This is a genomic window from Labilibaculum filiforme, from assembly GCF_002843315.1.
GTDB classification, from domain to species: domain Bacteria; phylum Bacteroidota; class Bacteroidia; order Bacteroidales; family Marinifilaceae; genus Labilibaculum; species Labilibaculum filiforme.
This window is the reverse complement of sequence record NZ_MVDD01000001.1, coordinates 416582-431997: the sequence shown is the minus strand read 5'-3', so window position 1 is coordinate 431997 and position 15416 is coordinate 416582. Positions and strand designations below refer to the sequence as shown.

17 protein-coding genes are annotated in these 15416 nt (G+C 37.1%); 1 reads left to right on the top strand and 16 read right to left on the bottom strand.

The window, feature by feature from the left end; genetic code table 11:
* Window position 1: 1 nt before the first annotated feature.
* The 7 genes from BZG02_RS01920 to BZG02_RS01890 form a co-directional block, all read right to left on the bottom strand.
* On the bottom strand, window positions 2-868 hold the full coding sequence (locus BZG02_RS01920) for a protoheme IX farnesyltransferase (protein WP_101259717.1): 867 nt from the start codon (window positions 866-868) through the stop codon (window positions 2-4).
* Between the two features lie 16 nt (window positions 869-884).
* Window positions 885-1829 (bottom strand): cytochrome c oxidase subunit II, encoded by a 945-nt coding sequence (gene coxB / locus BZG02_RS01915; protein ID WP_101259716.1) that lies wholly within the window; start codon window positions 1827-1829, stop codon window positions 885-887.
* Between the two features lie 3 nt (window positions 1830-1832).
* Window positions 1833-2120 carry a cytochrome C oxidase subunit IV family protein gene (locus BZG02_RS01910; RefSeq protein ID WP_101259715.1) on the bottom strand — a complete coding sequence of 96 codons (288 nt, stop codon included), beginning with the start codon at window positions 2118-2120 and terminating at the stop codon, window positions 1833-1835.
* A gap of 10 nt (window positions 2121-2130) precedes the next feature.
* Entirely contained in the window at window positions 2131-2745 is a 615-nt protein-coding gene (locus tag BZG02_RS01905; RefSeq protein WP_101259714.1) for a cytochrome c oxidase subunit 3 family protein, read from the bottom strand.
* Window positions 2738-4348 (bottom strand): cytochrome c oxidase subunit I, encoded by a 1611-nt coding sequence (locus BZG02_RS01900; protein WP_101259713.1) that lies wholly within the window; start codon window positions 4346-4348, stop codon window positions 2738-2740. The genes BZG02_RS01905 and BZG02_RS01900 overlap by 8 nt, the downstream gene beginning before the upstream one ends.
* Window positions 4349-4420: 72 nt before the next feature.
* A complete protein-coding gene (locus BZG02_RS01895; protein ID WP_101259712.1) occupies window positions 4421-4801 on the bottom strand; it encodes a GxxExxY protein in 381 nt (126 codons plus the stop codon).
* 47 nt (window positions 4802-4848) lie between these two features.
* Window positions 4849-5631 (bottom strand): SCO family protein, encoded by a 783-nt coding sequence (locus BZG02_RS01890; RefSeq protein WP_101259711.1) that lies wholly within the window; start codon window positions 5629-5631, stop codon window positions 4849-4851.
* A 213-nt stretch (window positions 5632-5844) separates the two neighbouring features.
* On the opposite strand from BZG02_RS01890, the gene BZG02_RS01885 reads away from it, so the two are divergent.
* Window positions 5845-6276 (top strand): c-type cytochrome, encoded by a 432-nt coding sequence (locus BZG02_RS01885; protein WP_101259710.1) that lies wholly within the window; start codon window positions 5845-5847, stop codon window positions 6274-6276.
* A gap of 75 nt (window positions 6277-6351) precedes the next feature.
* Here BZG02_RS01885 and BZG02_RS01880 read toward each other — a convergent pair whose 3' ends face one another.
* From BZG02_RS01880 to BZG02_RS01840, 9 genes are all read right to left on the bottom strand, one after another.
* Entirely contained in the window at window positions 6352-6615 is a 264-nt protein-coding gene (locus BZG02_RS01880; RefSeq protein ID WP_101259709.1) for an SEC-C metal-binding domain-containing protein, read from the bottom strand.
* A 141-nt stretch (window positions 6616-6756) separates the two neighbouring features.
* Window positions 6757-7488, bottom strand: a complete 732-nt coding sequence (locus tag BZG02_RS01875) for a sulfite exporter TauE/SafE family protein (RefSeq protein ID WP_101259708.1) — start codon at window positions 7486-7488, stop codon at window positions 6757-6759.
* A gap of 69 nt (window positions 7489-7557) precedes the next feature.
* Entirely contained in the window at window positions 7558-8004 is a 447-nt protein-coding gene (locus BZG02_RS01870) for a FixH family protein (protein WP_101259707.1), read from the bottom strand.
* Between the two features lie 35 nt (window positions 8005-8039).
* The gene (gene ccoG, locus BZG02_RS01865) at window positions 8040-9437 is read right to left on the bottom strand and encodes a cytochrome c oxidase accessory protein CcoG (protein ID WP_101259706.1); all 1398 of its coding nucleotides are present in this window, start codon (window positions 9435-9437) and stop codon (window positions 8040-8042) included.
* Between the two features lie 79 nt (window positions 9438-9516).
* A complete protein-coding gene (locus tag BZG02_RS01860) occupies window positions 9517-10083 on the bottom strand; it encodes a cbb3-type cytochrome c oxidase N-terminal domain-containing protein (RefSeq protein ID WP_101259705.1) in 567 nt (188 codons plus the stop codon).
* A gap of 23 nt (window positions 10084-10106) precedes the next feature.
* A complete protein-coding gene (locus BZG02_RS01855) occupies window positions 10107-10307 on the bottom strand; it encodes a cbb3-type cytochrome oxidase subunit 3 (RefSeq protein WP_101259704.1) in 201 nt (66 codons plus the stop codon).
* 259 nt (window positions 10308-10566) lie between these two features.
* Window positions 10567-12696: a cytochrome-c oxidase, cbb3-type subunit I gene (gene ccoN, locus BZG02_RS01850; RefSeq protein WP_101259703.1), complete on the bottom strand. Its 2130-nt coding sequence runs from the start codon at window positions 12694-12696 to the stop codon at window positions 10567-10569.
* A 4-nt stretch (window positions 12697-12700) separates the two neighbouring features.
* Window positions 12701-12913 carry a cbb3-type cytochrome oxidase assembly protein CcoS gene (gene ccoS / locus BZG02_RS01845; RefSeq protein ID WP_101259702.1) on the bottom strand — a complete coding sequence of 71 codons (213 nt, stop codon included), beginning with the start codon at window positions 12911-12913 and terminating at the stop codon, window positions 12701-12703.
* A 6-nt stretch (window positions 12914-12919) separates the two neighbouring features.
* On the bottom strand, window positions 12920-15391 hold the full coding sequence (locus BZG02_RS01840) for a heavy metal translocating P-type ATPase (protein WP_101259878.1): 2472 nt from the start codon (window positions 15389-15391) through the stop codon (window positions 12920-12922).
* Window positions 15392-15416: the final 25 nt, after the last annotated feature.

Here is a 15416-nt window from a genome sequence, read left to right as displayed (position 1 = left end):
CTTAAAAATAAAGTTGATCGATACTAATTAGGATCATGATCATCAGGAAATAGAGATTTAATTGTAAAAATAATTTTCGAATGGTAATTCTATCGTAGTTCTTTAAAAGGATAAAACTGTTCGGAATAATCCATAAGGACATGGCCAGTAAGGACCAAATTAGGATTTTTGAGGAGAGCACATCAAATATGGGAAGCAGTAAAGCAACCATAATTGTTGCCAGCATCCAAATTAGTGTAATGTTATGAATTTGTTTTACGCTAAACACATCGGTAAGGACTTTAAAACCACCTTTTTTGTAATCCTCACCATAGAGGAGTAATAGCAACCAAAAATGCGGTATTTGTCCTATAAAAAAGAAAAAGGAAAGCGCTAATATTGGCCAATCAAGAAAAGCTCCGCCAGCAGCTACGTAACCAATTACCGGAGGAAAAGCACCACTCAATGCTCCCGGAACCACGGCAAATGCCGAAACCTGTTTTAAAGGAGTATATACCAAGTTGTACCAAAAAATGGAGAAAATGGCCAAATACAAACTCTCCGAGTTTCCTCCTAAAACCAGTAAGCCACAACCCGAAAGTAAGAAGAATACGCTCCATTTTACAGCTTCCGAAATACTTATTTTCCCCGAAGGAATAGGTCGAAACTTGGTACGATTCATTAAAGCATCTTTTTTGTGCTCCTGAATATGATTTAAAGCAGAAGCTCCTGCAACAATCAATAGAATGCCTAACACTACATAAGCCATGTCTAACGAAAATTCAGGAGAACACAACAAATATCCTGTGAAGCAGGAAATTGCTATTGGGATTGCTATTTTAATTTTTCCCAATTCGAATAGCGTTGTTAATTTTGAGGATATTTTCATGCTTTAAAATTCGTTTTTAATCTCTCAGAGTCTTCATGAATTCTATTATTTCACCTATATCGTCCTCGGTTAGTTCATTTTTGTAGGAAAGCATTAGTCCTTTGCTGTAACCATCAACGATATCATCATTAGGATTGTAAATAGAGTTTAGAACATAGGCACTATCCACAATTTGTTCGCGGGTTTGTCCTTTGGAGGTAACCATTTCGGTTTTGCCAAATAACCCCTTCCAACTAGGTCCTACTAGTTTCGATCCGTCTATAGAATGGCAAGCCAGACAACCATTTTTCTTTACAATGCGTAATCCTAAAGCACCCGGTCTGTCGGAAATAAGAGTAACTGTTTTTGTTGTATCAATATACCAAGCATCAAATTTGTCTTGAGGCATAACAATTACCGAGGTTTGCATGGAAGAGTGCTGTAGTCCGCAATATTCTGTACAGAACAAATCATATTCACCCTCTCGGCCAGGAATAAACCACATCATTTGTTCTTTTCCAGGAACTAAATCCTGTTTTAATCGAAAGGAAGGGATGTATAAACTATGCAGTACATCCAATGCCACTAAATCTAATTTCACCGCACGATCTAAAGGAACGTAGAGTGTATCTGTTTTTTTGCCATTCTCGTATTCAAATTGCCAATTCCACATTCTACCAATGCTCTTAATTACGAACGCATCATCAGGCACTTCTTTCATGGGTTTGTAGCCCATCCAACCGTAATAGAACATTACCATTACCAGAATAGTTGGAATCACAGTCCATAAAATTTCCAGCGGAACACTTCCGTGGATTTGGGTAGCTTTTGGATTTCTTTCTTTTCGATATCGAAACACAAAGTAGATCATTGTTGCTGTGATGGCGATGAGGAAAAAGAAAATTATCCCCAATATCACCTCGAAAGAGGTATCTACACCTTTCACAAAATTAGAAGCATCGGGTATCGTGGTAGAAGTCATAAGCTATCGGTATAAATAATCTAAGAACGTAATGAAAATAACACTGGCAAGTAGAATAAATACACTAGCTACCATAATGCCATAGAACTTATTATCGAATTTTAAATGCATAAAAATCAGCAATACTAAAACACACTTAATGCTTGCTAACAGTAACGCGCCTGCAACTGTGTATGGTCCTAAATTGATACTGGTTATAGCTACCGAAGCAAAGGTCATAAAGAGCAAAGCGATCAAAACGATTACATATGTTTTGTATTTTACAATGTGCGTATGTTGTTCTTTTTCCATAACAGTACAATTAAGTGATTAGGTAGAATAGTGGGAAAAGGAAAATCCAAATTAAATCGACTAAGTGCCAATACAATCCGCTATTTTCTAGAATTGTAAAATTGTCGTGTTGAACTTCGTCTTTAACTACCATTCTCATTACGTAGGCAATAAATGCAACACCAATTACAATGTGCAATGCGTGCAATCCAGTCATTGCGTAATACAAACCAAAAAACAGAATTTCTCCTTGGCTGGCTTCCATCAGTGTGGGACTTCCCGGATAAATTCCATGTGCAATTTTTCCGCTCCATTCAAAATACTTATTCACCATAAAAACAAGGGCTAAAAAAATGGTAATGCCCATTAACAGCAAGGTGAGTTTTTTGTTTTTGTATTGTATGGCACTAATCGACATGGCAATAGTCATACTGCTAACCAACAGAATTACAGTGTTCACAGTTCCAATAAACGTATCTAACTCTTCGGCAGCCAAATGAAAGGCTGCAGGGTTTAGGTATCGGTATACAGAATAGACAATAAAAAGTCCTCCAAAAAGAAGCAGCTCCGTAAATATGAAGATCCACATGCCTGTTTTGGCACCTTCATCGTCTCGGTGTTCATCAATGTGTGCGGAATTATTCATAGTCGTATGGTAGTTTGGTTACTACTGGAATTTCGGCGAAATTTTCTAATGTTGGAGGACTGGCAACGGTCCATTCCAATGTTTTTCCTTTCCATGGATCGGCTTCTGCAATTTCTCCTTTACGAGCCGAGCGAACTAAGTTGGTGATAATGATTACCAAGCCGGCAATCATCAGCATAGCTCCAAAAGAGGATACAATATTTGGACCGTGAAATTCTTCTACATAATCGTAATATCTACGAGGCATACCAATCATTCCTAAATAAAACATGGGAAGATAAAGCGTATTGAAACCTGTAAAGAAAACCGCCAAGCCGATATTTGCCCAGCCTTTATCATACATTCTTCCGAACATTTTAGGATACCAATAATGCAAAGCACCAAAAAAGGCATATCCGGTACCACCGAAAACTATAAAGTGAAAGTGAGCAACTACAAATGCCGTATCATGCAAATGAACGTTGGCCGATAAGGCTCCAAGTACCATTCCCGATAATCCTCCAATCATGAAAACGAAAAGGAAGCACAAAGCCCATAAAAATGGCGTTTGAATATCGATGGATGCTTTATGAAGGGTAGCTACCCAATTGAATATTTTAATGGCGCTGGGAATAGCAACCAGGAAGGTGAGAATGGAAAAAGTATACAAGGCTGTACCACTCATTCCGGATGTAAACATATGATGTCCCCAAACAAAGTAGCCTACAAATGCGATTGCAAGTGTCGATACCACAATTGCTTTGTATCCAAATATGGTTTTTCGGGCGAATGTTGGAATAATTTCGGAAATTACTCCCATAGCAGGTAAAATCATGATATAAACAGCGGGGTGGGAGTAGATCCAGAATAAATGCTGGTATAAAATAGGATCGCCACCCAAAGCAGGATCGAAAAATCCGATTTGCATGGTTCGTTCCAAAACAATCATTAAAAGAGTAACCCCGACAATTGGAGTCGCCAATACTTGAATCCAGCTGGTGCCATATAAAGCCCAAGGGAAAAGAGGCATTTTCATCCAAGTCATTCCTGGAGCTCTCATTCGATGCATGGTTACAATAAAGTTGATGCCAGTGGCAATGGATGAAAATCCTAGAATAAATGCTCCGGTTACTGCCGGAAGCATATTGGTTCCGGTTCTAAAACTATAAGGAGCATAAAAAGTCCATCCGGTATCTGGTGGTCCATCGCCAAAAAACTGAGCCGAAAGCGCAACAGCGGCTCCTAAAATATAAATCCACCACGATAAAAGGTTTAGTTTCGGAAATGCCACATCTTTGGCTCCAATCATTAAGGGGAGAAAGAAATTTCCAAACACAGCAGGTAATCCTGGCACTACAATTAAAAAGATCATGGTAATGCCGTGAAGGGTAAAAAAGCTGTTGTAAGTTTGGGCATCCATAATGGTTTTTCCCGGGGCAATTAACTCTATTTTCATTAATAACCCAAGAATAGCAGCGATACTAAAAAGCACCAGCATACTATATAAATACAACAAACCAATTCTTTTATGATCTGTTGAGAAAATCCATGCAAATATCCCTTTGTATCGTCCCTGATATTCAAGGTAATTTGGCTCATGGTTTCGAATTACGGTATCAGACATAAGTATAGTGTTAATTTTTTAGCTTAATAAGAACCACAGATTTCACGGATTTTCACAAATAACCTTATCCCACTAAAGGATAAAACGTTTGTATTGCAAACTGTTAGTCCCAAAATTTATTAGTAGTCCAATTCTTTTCTTTGTAGCCTTCAGATAGTTTAATATTTGAGCGGCGTGGATATCTTCTAGAGTTTTTACAGCTTTTAATTCTATAATAATTTCATCAAAACATAAAAAATCGGCCAAATAATATTTGCTTAATAAATTTCCTTTGTAGGAAATATCTATTTGGGATTCTCTTATATAAGGAATTGAATTTGATCGCAATTCTAATTCAAGAGCTTCTTGATAAACTGCTTCTAAAAAACCAAATCCTAGTTCAGAATGAACTGTCATGCAAGAGCCAATGATCTTAAAACATTCATTTTTATATAGGAAGTTATTCTTGTTCATATTTTTAGATTACTGATTTGTGTAAATTTGTGAAATTCGTGGTTTAGTTACTGTGGTTTCTTTCTAGGCTTCTTAAATATTAATAACAGGAATACGATCAGTCCCATTACTAATATAATGGTGCCGGTTACCTTAGTTACATTTAATACGTAGGCTTGTCCTACGGGATCGTAGGAGTAACAATATTGAAGTATTTTGTTGATCGTTGGTCCGGTCTGACCTTTAGAGGCTTCCATTATGGCCAGTTTGAATTCAAATGGTAAAAAGTAGGTGCCATTTAAGTAGCGAGTAATTTTGGCCTCAGGACTAGTTACAATTACCGTAGCGGCATGAGTAAATTCATTTCCTACTCGTTTGTATCTAAAGCCCATTGCTTTTGTGGCCAATGCAATGTTTAAACTATCGCCGGTGAAGAATTTCCATCCTTCCTGAGTATTTTTTCCTTTTATGAGTGATTTGTAGTTATTTTTCTTTTTAACTGCAAGATCGTAGGTTTCGGAAGGATCAAAACTAATGGTAATTACTTGGTAATCTTTTCCGATTTCCAAATCACTTTTTTGAATTACATCAGCCAAACCATCCATTAGGGGGCTACAAATTCCGGGGCAACGGAAATAGACAAAAACAATTGCGGTAGGCTTGTCAATCTGATCTTTTAAAAAGACCAATTCACCAGCTTCATTGGTAAGTTGTATGTTTTGAGGGATTGTGTCATCCAAATGTTCAATTACGCCAACTTCAAGGTCGTAATATAAATCTTTAGCATCTTGGCCAAATAGGAAAGTTGTATTCAGAATAAGCAGAAAACAAACGATTAGTTTTTTTTTCATAAATGATCCTCCATAGTTTAAGGGTTAGGGAGAGAAATGGGGCAATTATGTGATAATCATTACTCTGATCTATATAAATATATAAAAATATTTGATTGGTTCTTATGGTTAATTGCCTTTTTTTGCGATAGTTAGCTATTTAGACTGCTGAATAATTTTGATAATATGCTGTGTGTTTACTATTTTTACTAGATCTAAAAAAGAATAAGAACCATGAGTAGACTGAACGTAATATTTCTAATAATTTCCTTTTTTATGCTCTCTTGCGGAGGATCTGAAAAGAAAACGGTAAAGAAAGAGCCAGTGAGTACCGAAATATCGGTGAGTGATATGGAGAAAGGAGCTCAATTGTACCGATCTAAATGTATGAATTGCCATATGACAACAGGCGGAGGAATCGAAAAATTTTATCCTCCATTGGCCAATTCCGATTACCTGCAGAAAAATATTGAAGAGTCCTTAAAAATGGTAAAATTCGGGAGTAATAAACCCATTAAAGTGAATGGGGTTAAATACAATAGTTTAATGCCAGCTTCGGGTTTAACCGATAAGGAACTCGTAGTGGTCTTTAATTATATCCTAAATTCCTGGGGCAACGATTACGGTCAGGTTTCTTTGGAGCAGGTAGAGGCTGTAAAAAGATAAATAGGCTTTTGGCTCTGATAATTTGGTATTCCGAGAAAACCGATAGGAGCCAAAAGCTTCTTTACATCTAATGCCTTAGTGCACATCCGATTTTACTCGATAATACTCTTTGCGAAGTCGTTTTACACTGATAATTTTTATACTTTCCTCTCCGGTTGTTTCGCTAATTTTTTTAACAGCAAGTTTACTCTTTTTCTGATGGTCGGGGTAATGACATGCTTTGTATTTTTTACCGCTATTGCAGTAACACTTGTCGTTACGTTCAATTCTCACATAGTAAAAGCTATCATCATCTCCAGTGTTGAAAAATGTCAACAAATTGTTCAGGATTTTTTTCATAGTGTTCGAATATCTTAAGTTTAAACTTTGACTTGCTTTAAGTTACAAGATATCCTGATTGGAAACAATAAAAATAATTTGTCTGACAAGGTGTTTGTATTTAGCTAAATTAGAGCACTACTTTTTGAATTCCGGTGGGTTTTAATGACAGCAATCTGGTTTAGGTTTCGTCACATCTACCTGTTCGGTTGGCACGTGCATTGCTTTTTCGGGCGGACTAAGGAAGGGGATTCCTAGGCTCAAGCCACGAAGCACGAACAGAATACCAATAAATACAATGGCATAAGGAATTAAACGGGTAATTTTCTTTCTTAATTCTAAAGTGATTAAGTTACCAATAAGCGAAATGGCCAACATCATAGGAAGAGTTCCTAAGCCAAAAATGAACATGAAAAGTGCACCTCCGGGAGCCGATCCGGTAGCAATAGCAGCTGCAATTGCAACATAAACTAAGCCACAGGGAAGCAATCCGTTTAACAGTCCGATTAAAAACAGGGAGCTATAGCTACGTTGAGTAAATAATTTTCCGAGAGAGAGTTTTACTTTGCCTACAAAAGAGAAGATGCCTTTTTCAGCGTTGAAACGATTCTTGTAAATAGAGGGAGTGATTACGGATAAAATCATGATAGCACCCATAATAACCGAAACCCATTGCTGAAAGCCACTCATCACCAAGCCACGACCAAGTAAGCCAAATATGGCTCCCATCATGGCATAGGTAAGTGCTCTACCAATATTGTAGATTAGTCCGCCCGTAATTCTTGCCAACCACGAACTTGTTTTTAAGGGAATTGCCAACGCAATTGGGCCACACATTCCCACACAGTGAAAACTGCCCATAAGTCCTAATACTAATGCTGATAGATATACCATTGATTTTGTATTTTTATGCCTCTTTCTTTTTCCTCTGCTTTAGGAGAAGGGGATAGGAGCAGAGCTATTTTATTTATTTAAATAAACACTTTCTTCTTTATAGTATCCGATACCATTGTGTTCCCAATCTATTTTAATGGTGTACATTCCTTTTAAAAGTTGTTTGGTATCTAGTTCCTGCAAACCGTTTTCGTCAATTTCAATGTCTGTTTTAATATCGGATTCATAATCCGCCGGACGATAAAAAATAATTTCACCTTTCACCTGATTGTGCATATTAGCAGGAAATTGAATTTGAAGTTTTCCATTCTCTTGAATAATTTGAATGTTCTCCTTCAATTCTTTTGCATTCTTAAGCTTATTAATTTGTTGCTGATATTCTACCTCTTTTGGGTAGTAATCTTTCGATACTAAATTGATTTTTTGTGTGGTGCTAAATCCAACAAAAATTAGGATTCCGATAACATATATCGATGCTCCAATTGCTAATTTTGTCCCCCAGCTCATCTTTTTCATCTTTATTTTTTTACTTTATGCTTGTGACTTTTACTTTAGTTTGGTCCTACAAAAGTTAGTTTTACTTCTTCTATCAATCGATCATCGGCATATACGCCAATGGTTATTGGAATATTATCGCTTGTGATTTCTTTTTGAGGTAAAATTGCAAAAAATACGCCTTCTTTTATCGAACTTGCTTTTGCTTTTAATTCGTCGCCAATCACTTTAATATCACCTTCGTGATTCATAATTTTAAAATGAATAGGAAGCTCATTAGCAGTTTTGTTTACAAGTTTAAAACTGTACATATTACTAATTCCACCCTCTTGTGGTTGATATAGTAGGCCGGGAGTACGTAATATAATGGCTTCTAAATCGCTTCTCGAGCTAAAAAGTACTGCCACAATTCCTAATAGAACGCAAAGAACTACTGTGTAGGCAATTTTTCGCGTTGGCCATTTTTGTTTTTTGCCTTCGGCGATATTTTTTTCCGAATCGAAACGAATTAATCCCTTTGGTTTCCCGATCCATTCCATTACCGAATTACATTCATCGATACATGCAGTACAATTGATGCACTCCAACTGAGTACCATCACGAACATCAATTCCTGTCGGACAAACATCAACACATTGATAACAGTCTATGCAATCTCCTTTACCATCGGCAAGTCGATCTTCACCAGCTTCCAAGGGTGCTCTTTCTTCTCCTCGTTTATAGTCGTAAGCAACTACAATCGAATTAGAATCTAAAAGTACCCCTTGCAATCTTCCGTAAGGACAAATCATGGTGCAAACCTGTTCTCGTAATTTAGTAAATACAAAGAACATGACACTTGAAAATAACACGGCAATTGTAAAACCAACACTGTGTTCCGAAATGGGAGCCTTCATAATCTCCAATAATTGGTCAATGCCAATAATGTAGGATAAGAAAGCGTTCGTTATGGAAAAACAAATCGCGTAAAAAAGGATTAGTTTCAAGCTCTTTTTCCAGAATTTAGTGAAATTCATCGCCTGAGAATCCAGTTTTCGTTGTTGGCTTGGATTTCCTTCAATTAAATATTCAATTTTCCGAAAAATAAATTCTAAAAATATAGTTTGCGGACAAGCCCAACCGCACCAAATACGTCCGTAACTAACCGTAAATAGTACCACAAACACAAAAAGAGTGATCATGGAATAGAGAAAAAGATGAAAATCCTGAGGCCAGAATTGAACGCCAAATAAAATGAATTTTCGTTCCAGAATATTCAGCAGAATAAAAGGCTCTCCATTTATTTTCACAAAAGGAATTGCAAACAATAAGAATAGTAAGGTATAACTAACAATATTCCTATAATTGTATAATTTTCCTTTCGGTTTTTGTGCGTAAACCCATCTGCGTTTTCCAGTTTCATTCAAAGTTGCAAGCTGATCACGATAGCCTGTATAAGGATTTTTGGGAGCCATTGTTATTTTATTTATGGATTAGTCTCCAACTTCAAACTAAATTATTTGAAGCTTGTTATAGTAGCTTGAAACTTTACTATTATTCCACCAATTCACCTTGAGCTTCTTTTGCGTTTGGCGGATTTGTTCCCACAAGACTCATGGTATAGCTGGAAACCTGCAGCATTTGTTCTGGCGATAATTGATTTTGCCATGCTAACATGCCTTTCATTGGTTTTCCTACTTTAATAATGTGGTATACTTCTTTAAGACTACCACCGTTCAACCAGTACTTATCGGTAAGATTCGGACCAATTGCGTTTCCTTCTCCTAAAGTTCCGTGGCAAGCAATGCAATTTTTATCGTAAAGTTCTTTCCCTTTGTCTAAATCGGCCTTTGCGGTCATCAGCACAAGAGCATTTTCATCAAAAGCAGTTTTTGGTTTGTTTGCTTCGGCAAGAGCCATTTCTTTATTGTATTCGGCAATTTGTAAATCGTCGCCAAAAACATGATAACGGAACATGTAAACAGCCGCAAAAATTATTGTGATATAAAATAAATAGCGCCACCAAGTTGGCATCGGGTTATTTAATTCTCTAATTCCATCGTAATCGTGATCGCTGATTAGATGCTCATGTTCTTCTAAGAATTTATCTTTTTTTTCCATTTTATCTTGAATTTGGGGCCTGTTTATTCTTTTGCTTTAGACGATGGTAGCGCTCTATCCTCGTCAAGAGCATAACTTTCCATTTCTGTAAAGTAATCTTTGTTACTTTTTTTGAAAGTCCACCAAAGCATTCCTGCAAAAAACAGGAAGAAAATCAGTAGGGAGATGCTTGGAAAAAAGCCAACATCTGCAATGCCCTGTAGGTAATGACTAACTATTTTCATATGATTCTAATTTTAAGTTTTTGCCATATGGAACTTACCATGCTGGGATAATCATCTCCCTGTGTGTAGAAAGCTTTATACATGGACGTTTCATATGATTATTATTTGATTTTTAGTTGCCATATGGAACTTACCATGTTGGGATAATCATTTCCCTGTGTGTTAAAATTGCTTTGACATGGACGTTTCATATGATTCTAATTTTAGATGAGATAGGAGGTGAAATTACTTTGAAAGTAGGTTTTCTCCCATCTCCTATCTAGTTTTCTACTGAAATATCTCTACCTAAACGTTGCAGGTAAGCTATAACGGCTAGTATTTCTTTATCACTTGCTACTTCAACGCCTGAATTTTTAAGATCAGCAGCAATTTCTTCTGCTTGTTTCTGTAAATCTTCGTTGGCAATTAAATCGTAACCCTCTGGATATGGAACACCTAAAGTAGTCATAGCTCTAATTTTAGCCGGAGTAGATGAAATGTCCAATACATCTTTTATCAGCCAAGGATATGCTGGCATAATAGATTGAGCATTCATTTTTTGAGGATCCAACATGTGATTGAAATGCCAAACATTTGTTTTGTACATTTTTCCACCAGGCACACCTTCGCGAGCCAAATCGGGTCCAGTTCGTTTCGATCCCCATACGTGCGGATGATCGTAAACCGATTCGCCAGCTTTTGAATACTCTCCATAGCGTTCGGTTTCCGATCGGAATGGACGCACCATTTGCGTGTGACAGGTATTACATCCTTCGCGGATATAGATATCTCTTCCTTGCAATTCAAGTGGAGTATATGGTTTCACACTTTCGATAGTAGGTATATTCGACTTAATTAAATAAGTAGGAATAATTTCGAATGCTCCACCAATTAAGATGGCAACAGTAGCTAAAACCATAAATTGAACAGGTTTTCTCTCTAACCAACGGTGTAAACCTTCACTCTTACCACGTTTTGCATCGGTAACAATTGCCGGAGCCGAAGCTTCCTCATTATCAACGCATTTACCAGCAGATGCAGTTTTTAATAGGTTATAAACCATTAAGATCAGTCCAGAGAAATAAAGAAGGCCTCCTAAAACTCTAGCATGATACATTGGTAGTATTTGAGTTACCGTTTCCAAGAAGTTAGGATAAGCTAATAATCCATCTGGAGTAAATTCTTTCCACATAAGGGTTTGAACAATGGCTCCCCAATATAGTGGCAAGGCATAAAAGATCATTCCTAAAGTACCAAACCAGAAGTGAGTATTGGCTAATTTTTCGGAATATAGTTTGGTATTCCACATTTTTGGGAATAAATAGTATAACATTCCAAAAGTAAGGAATCCATTCCAACCTAAGGCTCCAATGTGAACGTGAGCAATGGTCCAGTCGGTATAGTGAGTTAATGAGTTTACCCATTTAAGCGACATCATTGGTCCTTCGAAAGTTGACATTCCGTAACAGGTAACAGCAACCACCATAAATTTAAGAGTTGCGCTGTCGCGAACTTTATCCCAAGCACCGCGAAGGGTTAATAATCCATTAAACATTCCTCCCCACGACGGAGCTAAAAGCATAATGGAGAAAGCAACTCCTAAAGATTGTGCCCAATCAGGTAAAGCCGTATAAAGCAGGTGATGAGGTCCGGCCCAAATGTAAAGGAAAATCAAAGCCCAAAAGTGAATTATAGATAGTCGGTAGGAATATACCGGACGATTAGCTGCTTTTGGCAAAAAGTAGTACATCAATCCTAAGTAGGGTGTAGTTAGGAAGAAAGCGACCGCATTATGACCATACCACCACTGCACCAAGGCATCTTGAACACCAGCATAAACAGGATAAGATTGAATCCAGCTATAGGGTAAAGCAATGGAATTACCAATATGAAGAACGGCAACCGTTACAAAAGTCGCGATATAAAACCATATGGCAACATAAAGGTGATCGGCTCTTCTTCTTAAAATGGTTCCAAACATATTCCATCCAAACACAACCCAAATAATGGTAAGGGCAATATCTATAGGCCATTCCAGTTCAGCATACTCTTTACTGGTAGTGAATCCTAAAACAAAAGTAACTGCAGCCGATACAATTATGGCTTGCCAACCCCAAAAATGAATCCAACTAAGTCTGTCGTTAAACATTCTGGCTTTAAGCAAGCGTTGCAGGGAATAATAAACTGCAGTAAAAATACCATTACCAACAAAAGCAAAAATTACGGCATTGGTATGAACTGGGCGAATTCTACCAAAAGAAGTATAAGCCAGGTCGAAATTAAAAATTGGGAATGCCAATTGCAGCGCAGCCAAAAGCCCTACCAACATTCCCACTACTCCCCAAAGAATGGTTGCGTAGGCGAAAAATTTCACGATTTTGTTATCGTACGAAAAATGTTGTGTTTCCATTAAATTAAGATTTATGGTTTTTCTTAGTTGTTTCCTTTTCTATTTGTTCTTTTTTTTCTTCTTTCTGTGATTCTTTTTCCTGATCGTCGAACAATATTCGAACCGAGGGAGAATACGAATCATCATATTGTCCTTTTCTCACGGCCCAAAGGAATGCGATAAGAAATCCTCCGGCTACAAGCATGCTCACACCAATTAAAACGAACAATACACTCATTTACTTTTAATTTAGTTGAACCGTTTTTTTTAAGGAAGCAGTTGTTTTGCTTGCTTCAATATTCGATTCGGGTTTATTATTAATCTCTTTCGATTGAGCAATGTAGTTGGTTGTAAACGTAGCAAATGCCACCACCGAAATGGAACTGATTGGCATTAGTAAGGCCGCAACAATAGGCGATAAAATTCCTTGCACGGCGAAATACAATCCAAATATATTGTACAGAAAAGAGAGGATGAAACTTAGTTTTACTATTAAAACACTTCGTTTGGATACTTTTAGAAAATGTTGCAATTGTTGAAATTTGGAAGCCTCCAAAATGGCATCGCATGCGGGCGAAAAATGGTAAATATCATCTGCAATTGAAATTCCAACATCACTAGCTTTTAAAGCTCCAGCATCGTTTAAGCCATCTCCAATCATTAAAACACGTTTGTTTTCCTTTTTTAAATTGCTGATGTATTCTAACTTATCGTTTGGCGATTGGTTGAATCGAATGGTTGATTTGGCAGGGAATATTTGTTTTAGATTTTCCATTTCAGAATCATTATCTCCCGAAAGAATGTGCAAATCGAATTTTGGAGCCAAGTCATCTATTAATTCAGACAAACCAGTTCGGTATTGATTACTTAAGGAAAAATATCCTTTTACCTTACCATCTACCGAAAGGTAAACTTCAGTGCTTAAGGAGCTGCTTTCTGTTTTTCCTTCTCGGATAAATTTTGCCGAACCTAATTTAATTTGGCGTCCGTTTATAGTCCCCGAAATTCCCATTGAGGGCAGTTCTGCATAGTCAACCACAGTTTCGGGAGGTATATTTTTGTAAAATTCATACAAACTAGAGCTCAAAACATGGGTGGAATGCCTGGTTAACGATTTTACAGCAACTTTATCTTCCTCCTTTAATGTATCTCCATGAAAATTCACCTTCACCTCGTCGGCTTGGGTTATTGTTCCTGTTTTATCAAAAACAATGGTAGTGATGTAGTTTAGTTTTTCGACTACGGCTGCACTTTTTAAGTAAATACCCATTCTTCCCATTAAGCGCATGGTGTTTCCTAAAGCGAAAGGAGCCGAAAGAGCTAAGGCACACGGACAAGCAACAATTAAAACCGATGTAAAAGCAAAAACAGCTTTGCTTGAATCATTCAATAGCCAATAAATTCCTGCAAACATGCCAATGGCAATAATCACAATGGTAAAATATTTACTAATCTGGTCGATTAAAGAGTTTAGTTTGGTGCCGGAAGCCTCTCCACCTTCAAATTGATTCCATAATTGGGTTAAACGACTTTGAACCACATCTTTTTCGATGGTGATTTCGATAGCGCTTCCCATTTGTTTTCCTCCAGCAAATAAGGAATCACCAGATTCTTTAAAAACAGGTTTCGATTCTCCGGTAACGAAACTGTAATCAATTTGAGCCTCGCCTTTCATTAAAATCCCATCGGCAGGAATCAATTCCTGATTACGAATTAATAGAATATCTCCTTTTTGCAGTTTTTCAATCGGCGTGCTGATTTCCACTCCATTTTCTAGTTTGCTTACAGCAACCGGGAAATAGGATCGATAATCTCGTTCGAACGAGAGCGCTTGGTACGTTCTGTTTTGATACCATTTTCCTACTAAAAGAAAAAAGATTAATCCCGTAAGGGAATCCATGTAGCCAGAACCGCTACCTGTAAATATTTCAATACTGCTTTGAATAAAAAGCATGAGTATTCCCATCGAAATAGGAACATCGATATTAATAAATTTGTGTTTTATTGCCTTGGCGGCAGATAACAGATAATCACTTCCGCTGTAAAAGAAAACCGGTAGCACAAGAAGGAAATTCATCATGCCAAAGAATTCCTTAAAATGGGTTTCCAGATATTCATGTCCGGGTACGTATTCGGGTAAGCTTAGTAGCATGATGTTCCCAAAACAAAATCCAGCAATGCCAATTTTATAAAGAAGCGATTTATTTACTTCTACATTTTGCTTTTCCTGAAGTTTATCGAGTGTAATTTCGGGTACATAGTGAATAGAGGAAAGTAGTTCCGCCAATTCTTTAATGGATATTTCGTCGGAATTAAAGGTGATAGCTACTTCCTTTTTTACGAAGTTAACCATCGATTTAATAACTCCTTTATTTAAAATATTGAGATGTTCCAACAGCCAAATACACGAACTACAATGGATGCTTGGAATATAAAAACTTACTTTTCGGATATTTCCTTCGGCAAAATCATACAGTTGGTCTGCAATTTCTTGATCGTCTAAAAAAGCAAATTTTTCCTTGTATTTTCCGGCGTCGATCTTAATTCCAGGATTGGATTCAAAATCGTAGTAGGTACAAAGTTCATTTTCGTGCAGAATTTGGTATACAGTAGAGCAACCGTTGCAACAAAATGGTTTATCATCCCAAATTACGGGATGTGAACCACAGTCGTCGCCACAGTGTACACAAATGTGATTTTTTGTTTCTTCCTGCATTTTAACCATCTTGCAAACCTTACAG

What these genes read in the sequence shown, in the direction of transcription:
- BZG02_RS01920 (WP_101259717.1), bottom strand. Translation starts at nt 868, where the DNA reads ATGAAAATATCCTCAAAATTAACAACGCTATTCGAATTGGGAAAAATT.
- coxB (WP_101259716.1), bottom strand. Translation starts at nt 1,829, where the DNA reads ATGACTTCTACCACGATACCCGATGCTTCTAATTTTGTGAAAGGTGTA.
- BZG02_RS01910 (WP_101259715.1), bottom strand. Translation starts at nt 2,120, where the DNA reads ATGGAAAAAGAACAACATACGCACATTGTAAAATACAAAACATATGTA.
- BZG02_RS01905 (WP_101259714.1), bottom strand. Translation starts at nt 2,745, where the DNA reads ATGAATAATTCCGCACACATTGATGAACACCGAGACGATGAAGGTGCC.
- BZG02_RS01900 (WP_101259713.1), bottom strand. Translation starts at nt 4,348, where the DNA reads ATGTCTGATACCGTAATTCGAAACCATGAGCCAAATTACCTTGAATAT.
- BZG02_RS01895 (WP_101259712.1), bottom strand. Translation starts at nt 4,801, where the DNA reads ATGAACAAGAATAACTTCCTATATAAAAATGAATGTTTTAAGATCATT.
- BZG02_RS01890 (WP_101259711.1), bottom strand. Translation starts at nt 5,631, where the DNA reads ATGAAAAAAAAACTAATCGTTTGTTTTCTGCTTATTCTGAATACAACT.
- BZG02_RS01885 (WP_101259710.1), top strand. Translation starts at nt 5,845, where the DNA reads ATGAGTAGACTGAACGTAATATTTCTAATAATTTCCTTTTTTATGCTC.
- BZG02_RS01880 (WP_101259709.1), bottom strand. Translation starts at nt 6,615, where the DNA reads ATGAAAAAAATCCTGAACAATTTGTTGACATTTTTCAACACTGGAGAT.
- BZG02_RS01875 (WP_101259708.1), bottom strand. Translation starts at nt 7,488, where the DNA reads ATGGTATATCTATCAGCATTAGTATTAGGACTTATGGGCAGTTTTCAC.
- BZG02_RS01870 (WP_101259707.1), bottom strand. Translation starts at nt 8,004, where the DNA reads ATGAAAAAGATGAGCTGGGGGACAAAATTAGCAATTGGAGCATCGATA.
- ccoG (WP_101259706.1), bottom strand. Translation starts at nt 9,437, where the DNA reads ATGGCTCCCAAAAATCCTTATACAGGCTATCGTGATCAGCTTGCAACT.
- BZG02_RS01860 (WP_101259705.1), bottom strand. Translation starts at nt 10,083, where the DNA reads ATGGAAAAAAAAGATAAATTCTTAGAAGAACATGAGCATCTAATCAGC.
- BZG02_RS01855 (WP_101259704.1), bottom strand. Translation starts at nt 10,307, where the DNA reads ATGAAAATAGTTAGTCATTACCTACAGGGCATTGCAGATGTTGGCTTT.
- ccoN (WP_101259703.1), bottom strand. Translation starts at nt 12,696, where the DNA reads ATGGAAACACAACATTTTTCGTACGATAACAAAATCGTGAAATTTTTC.
- ccoS (WP_101259702.1), bottom strand. Translation starts at nt 12,913, where the DNA reads ATGAGTGTATTGTTCGTTTTAATTGGTGTGAGCATGCTTGTAGCCGGA.
- BZG02_RS01840 (WP_101259878.1), bottom strand. Translation starts at nt 15,391, where the DNA reads ATGCAGGAAGAAACAAAAAATCACATTTGTGTACACTGTGGCGACGAC.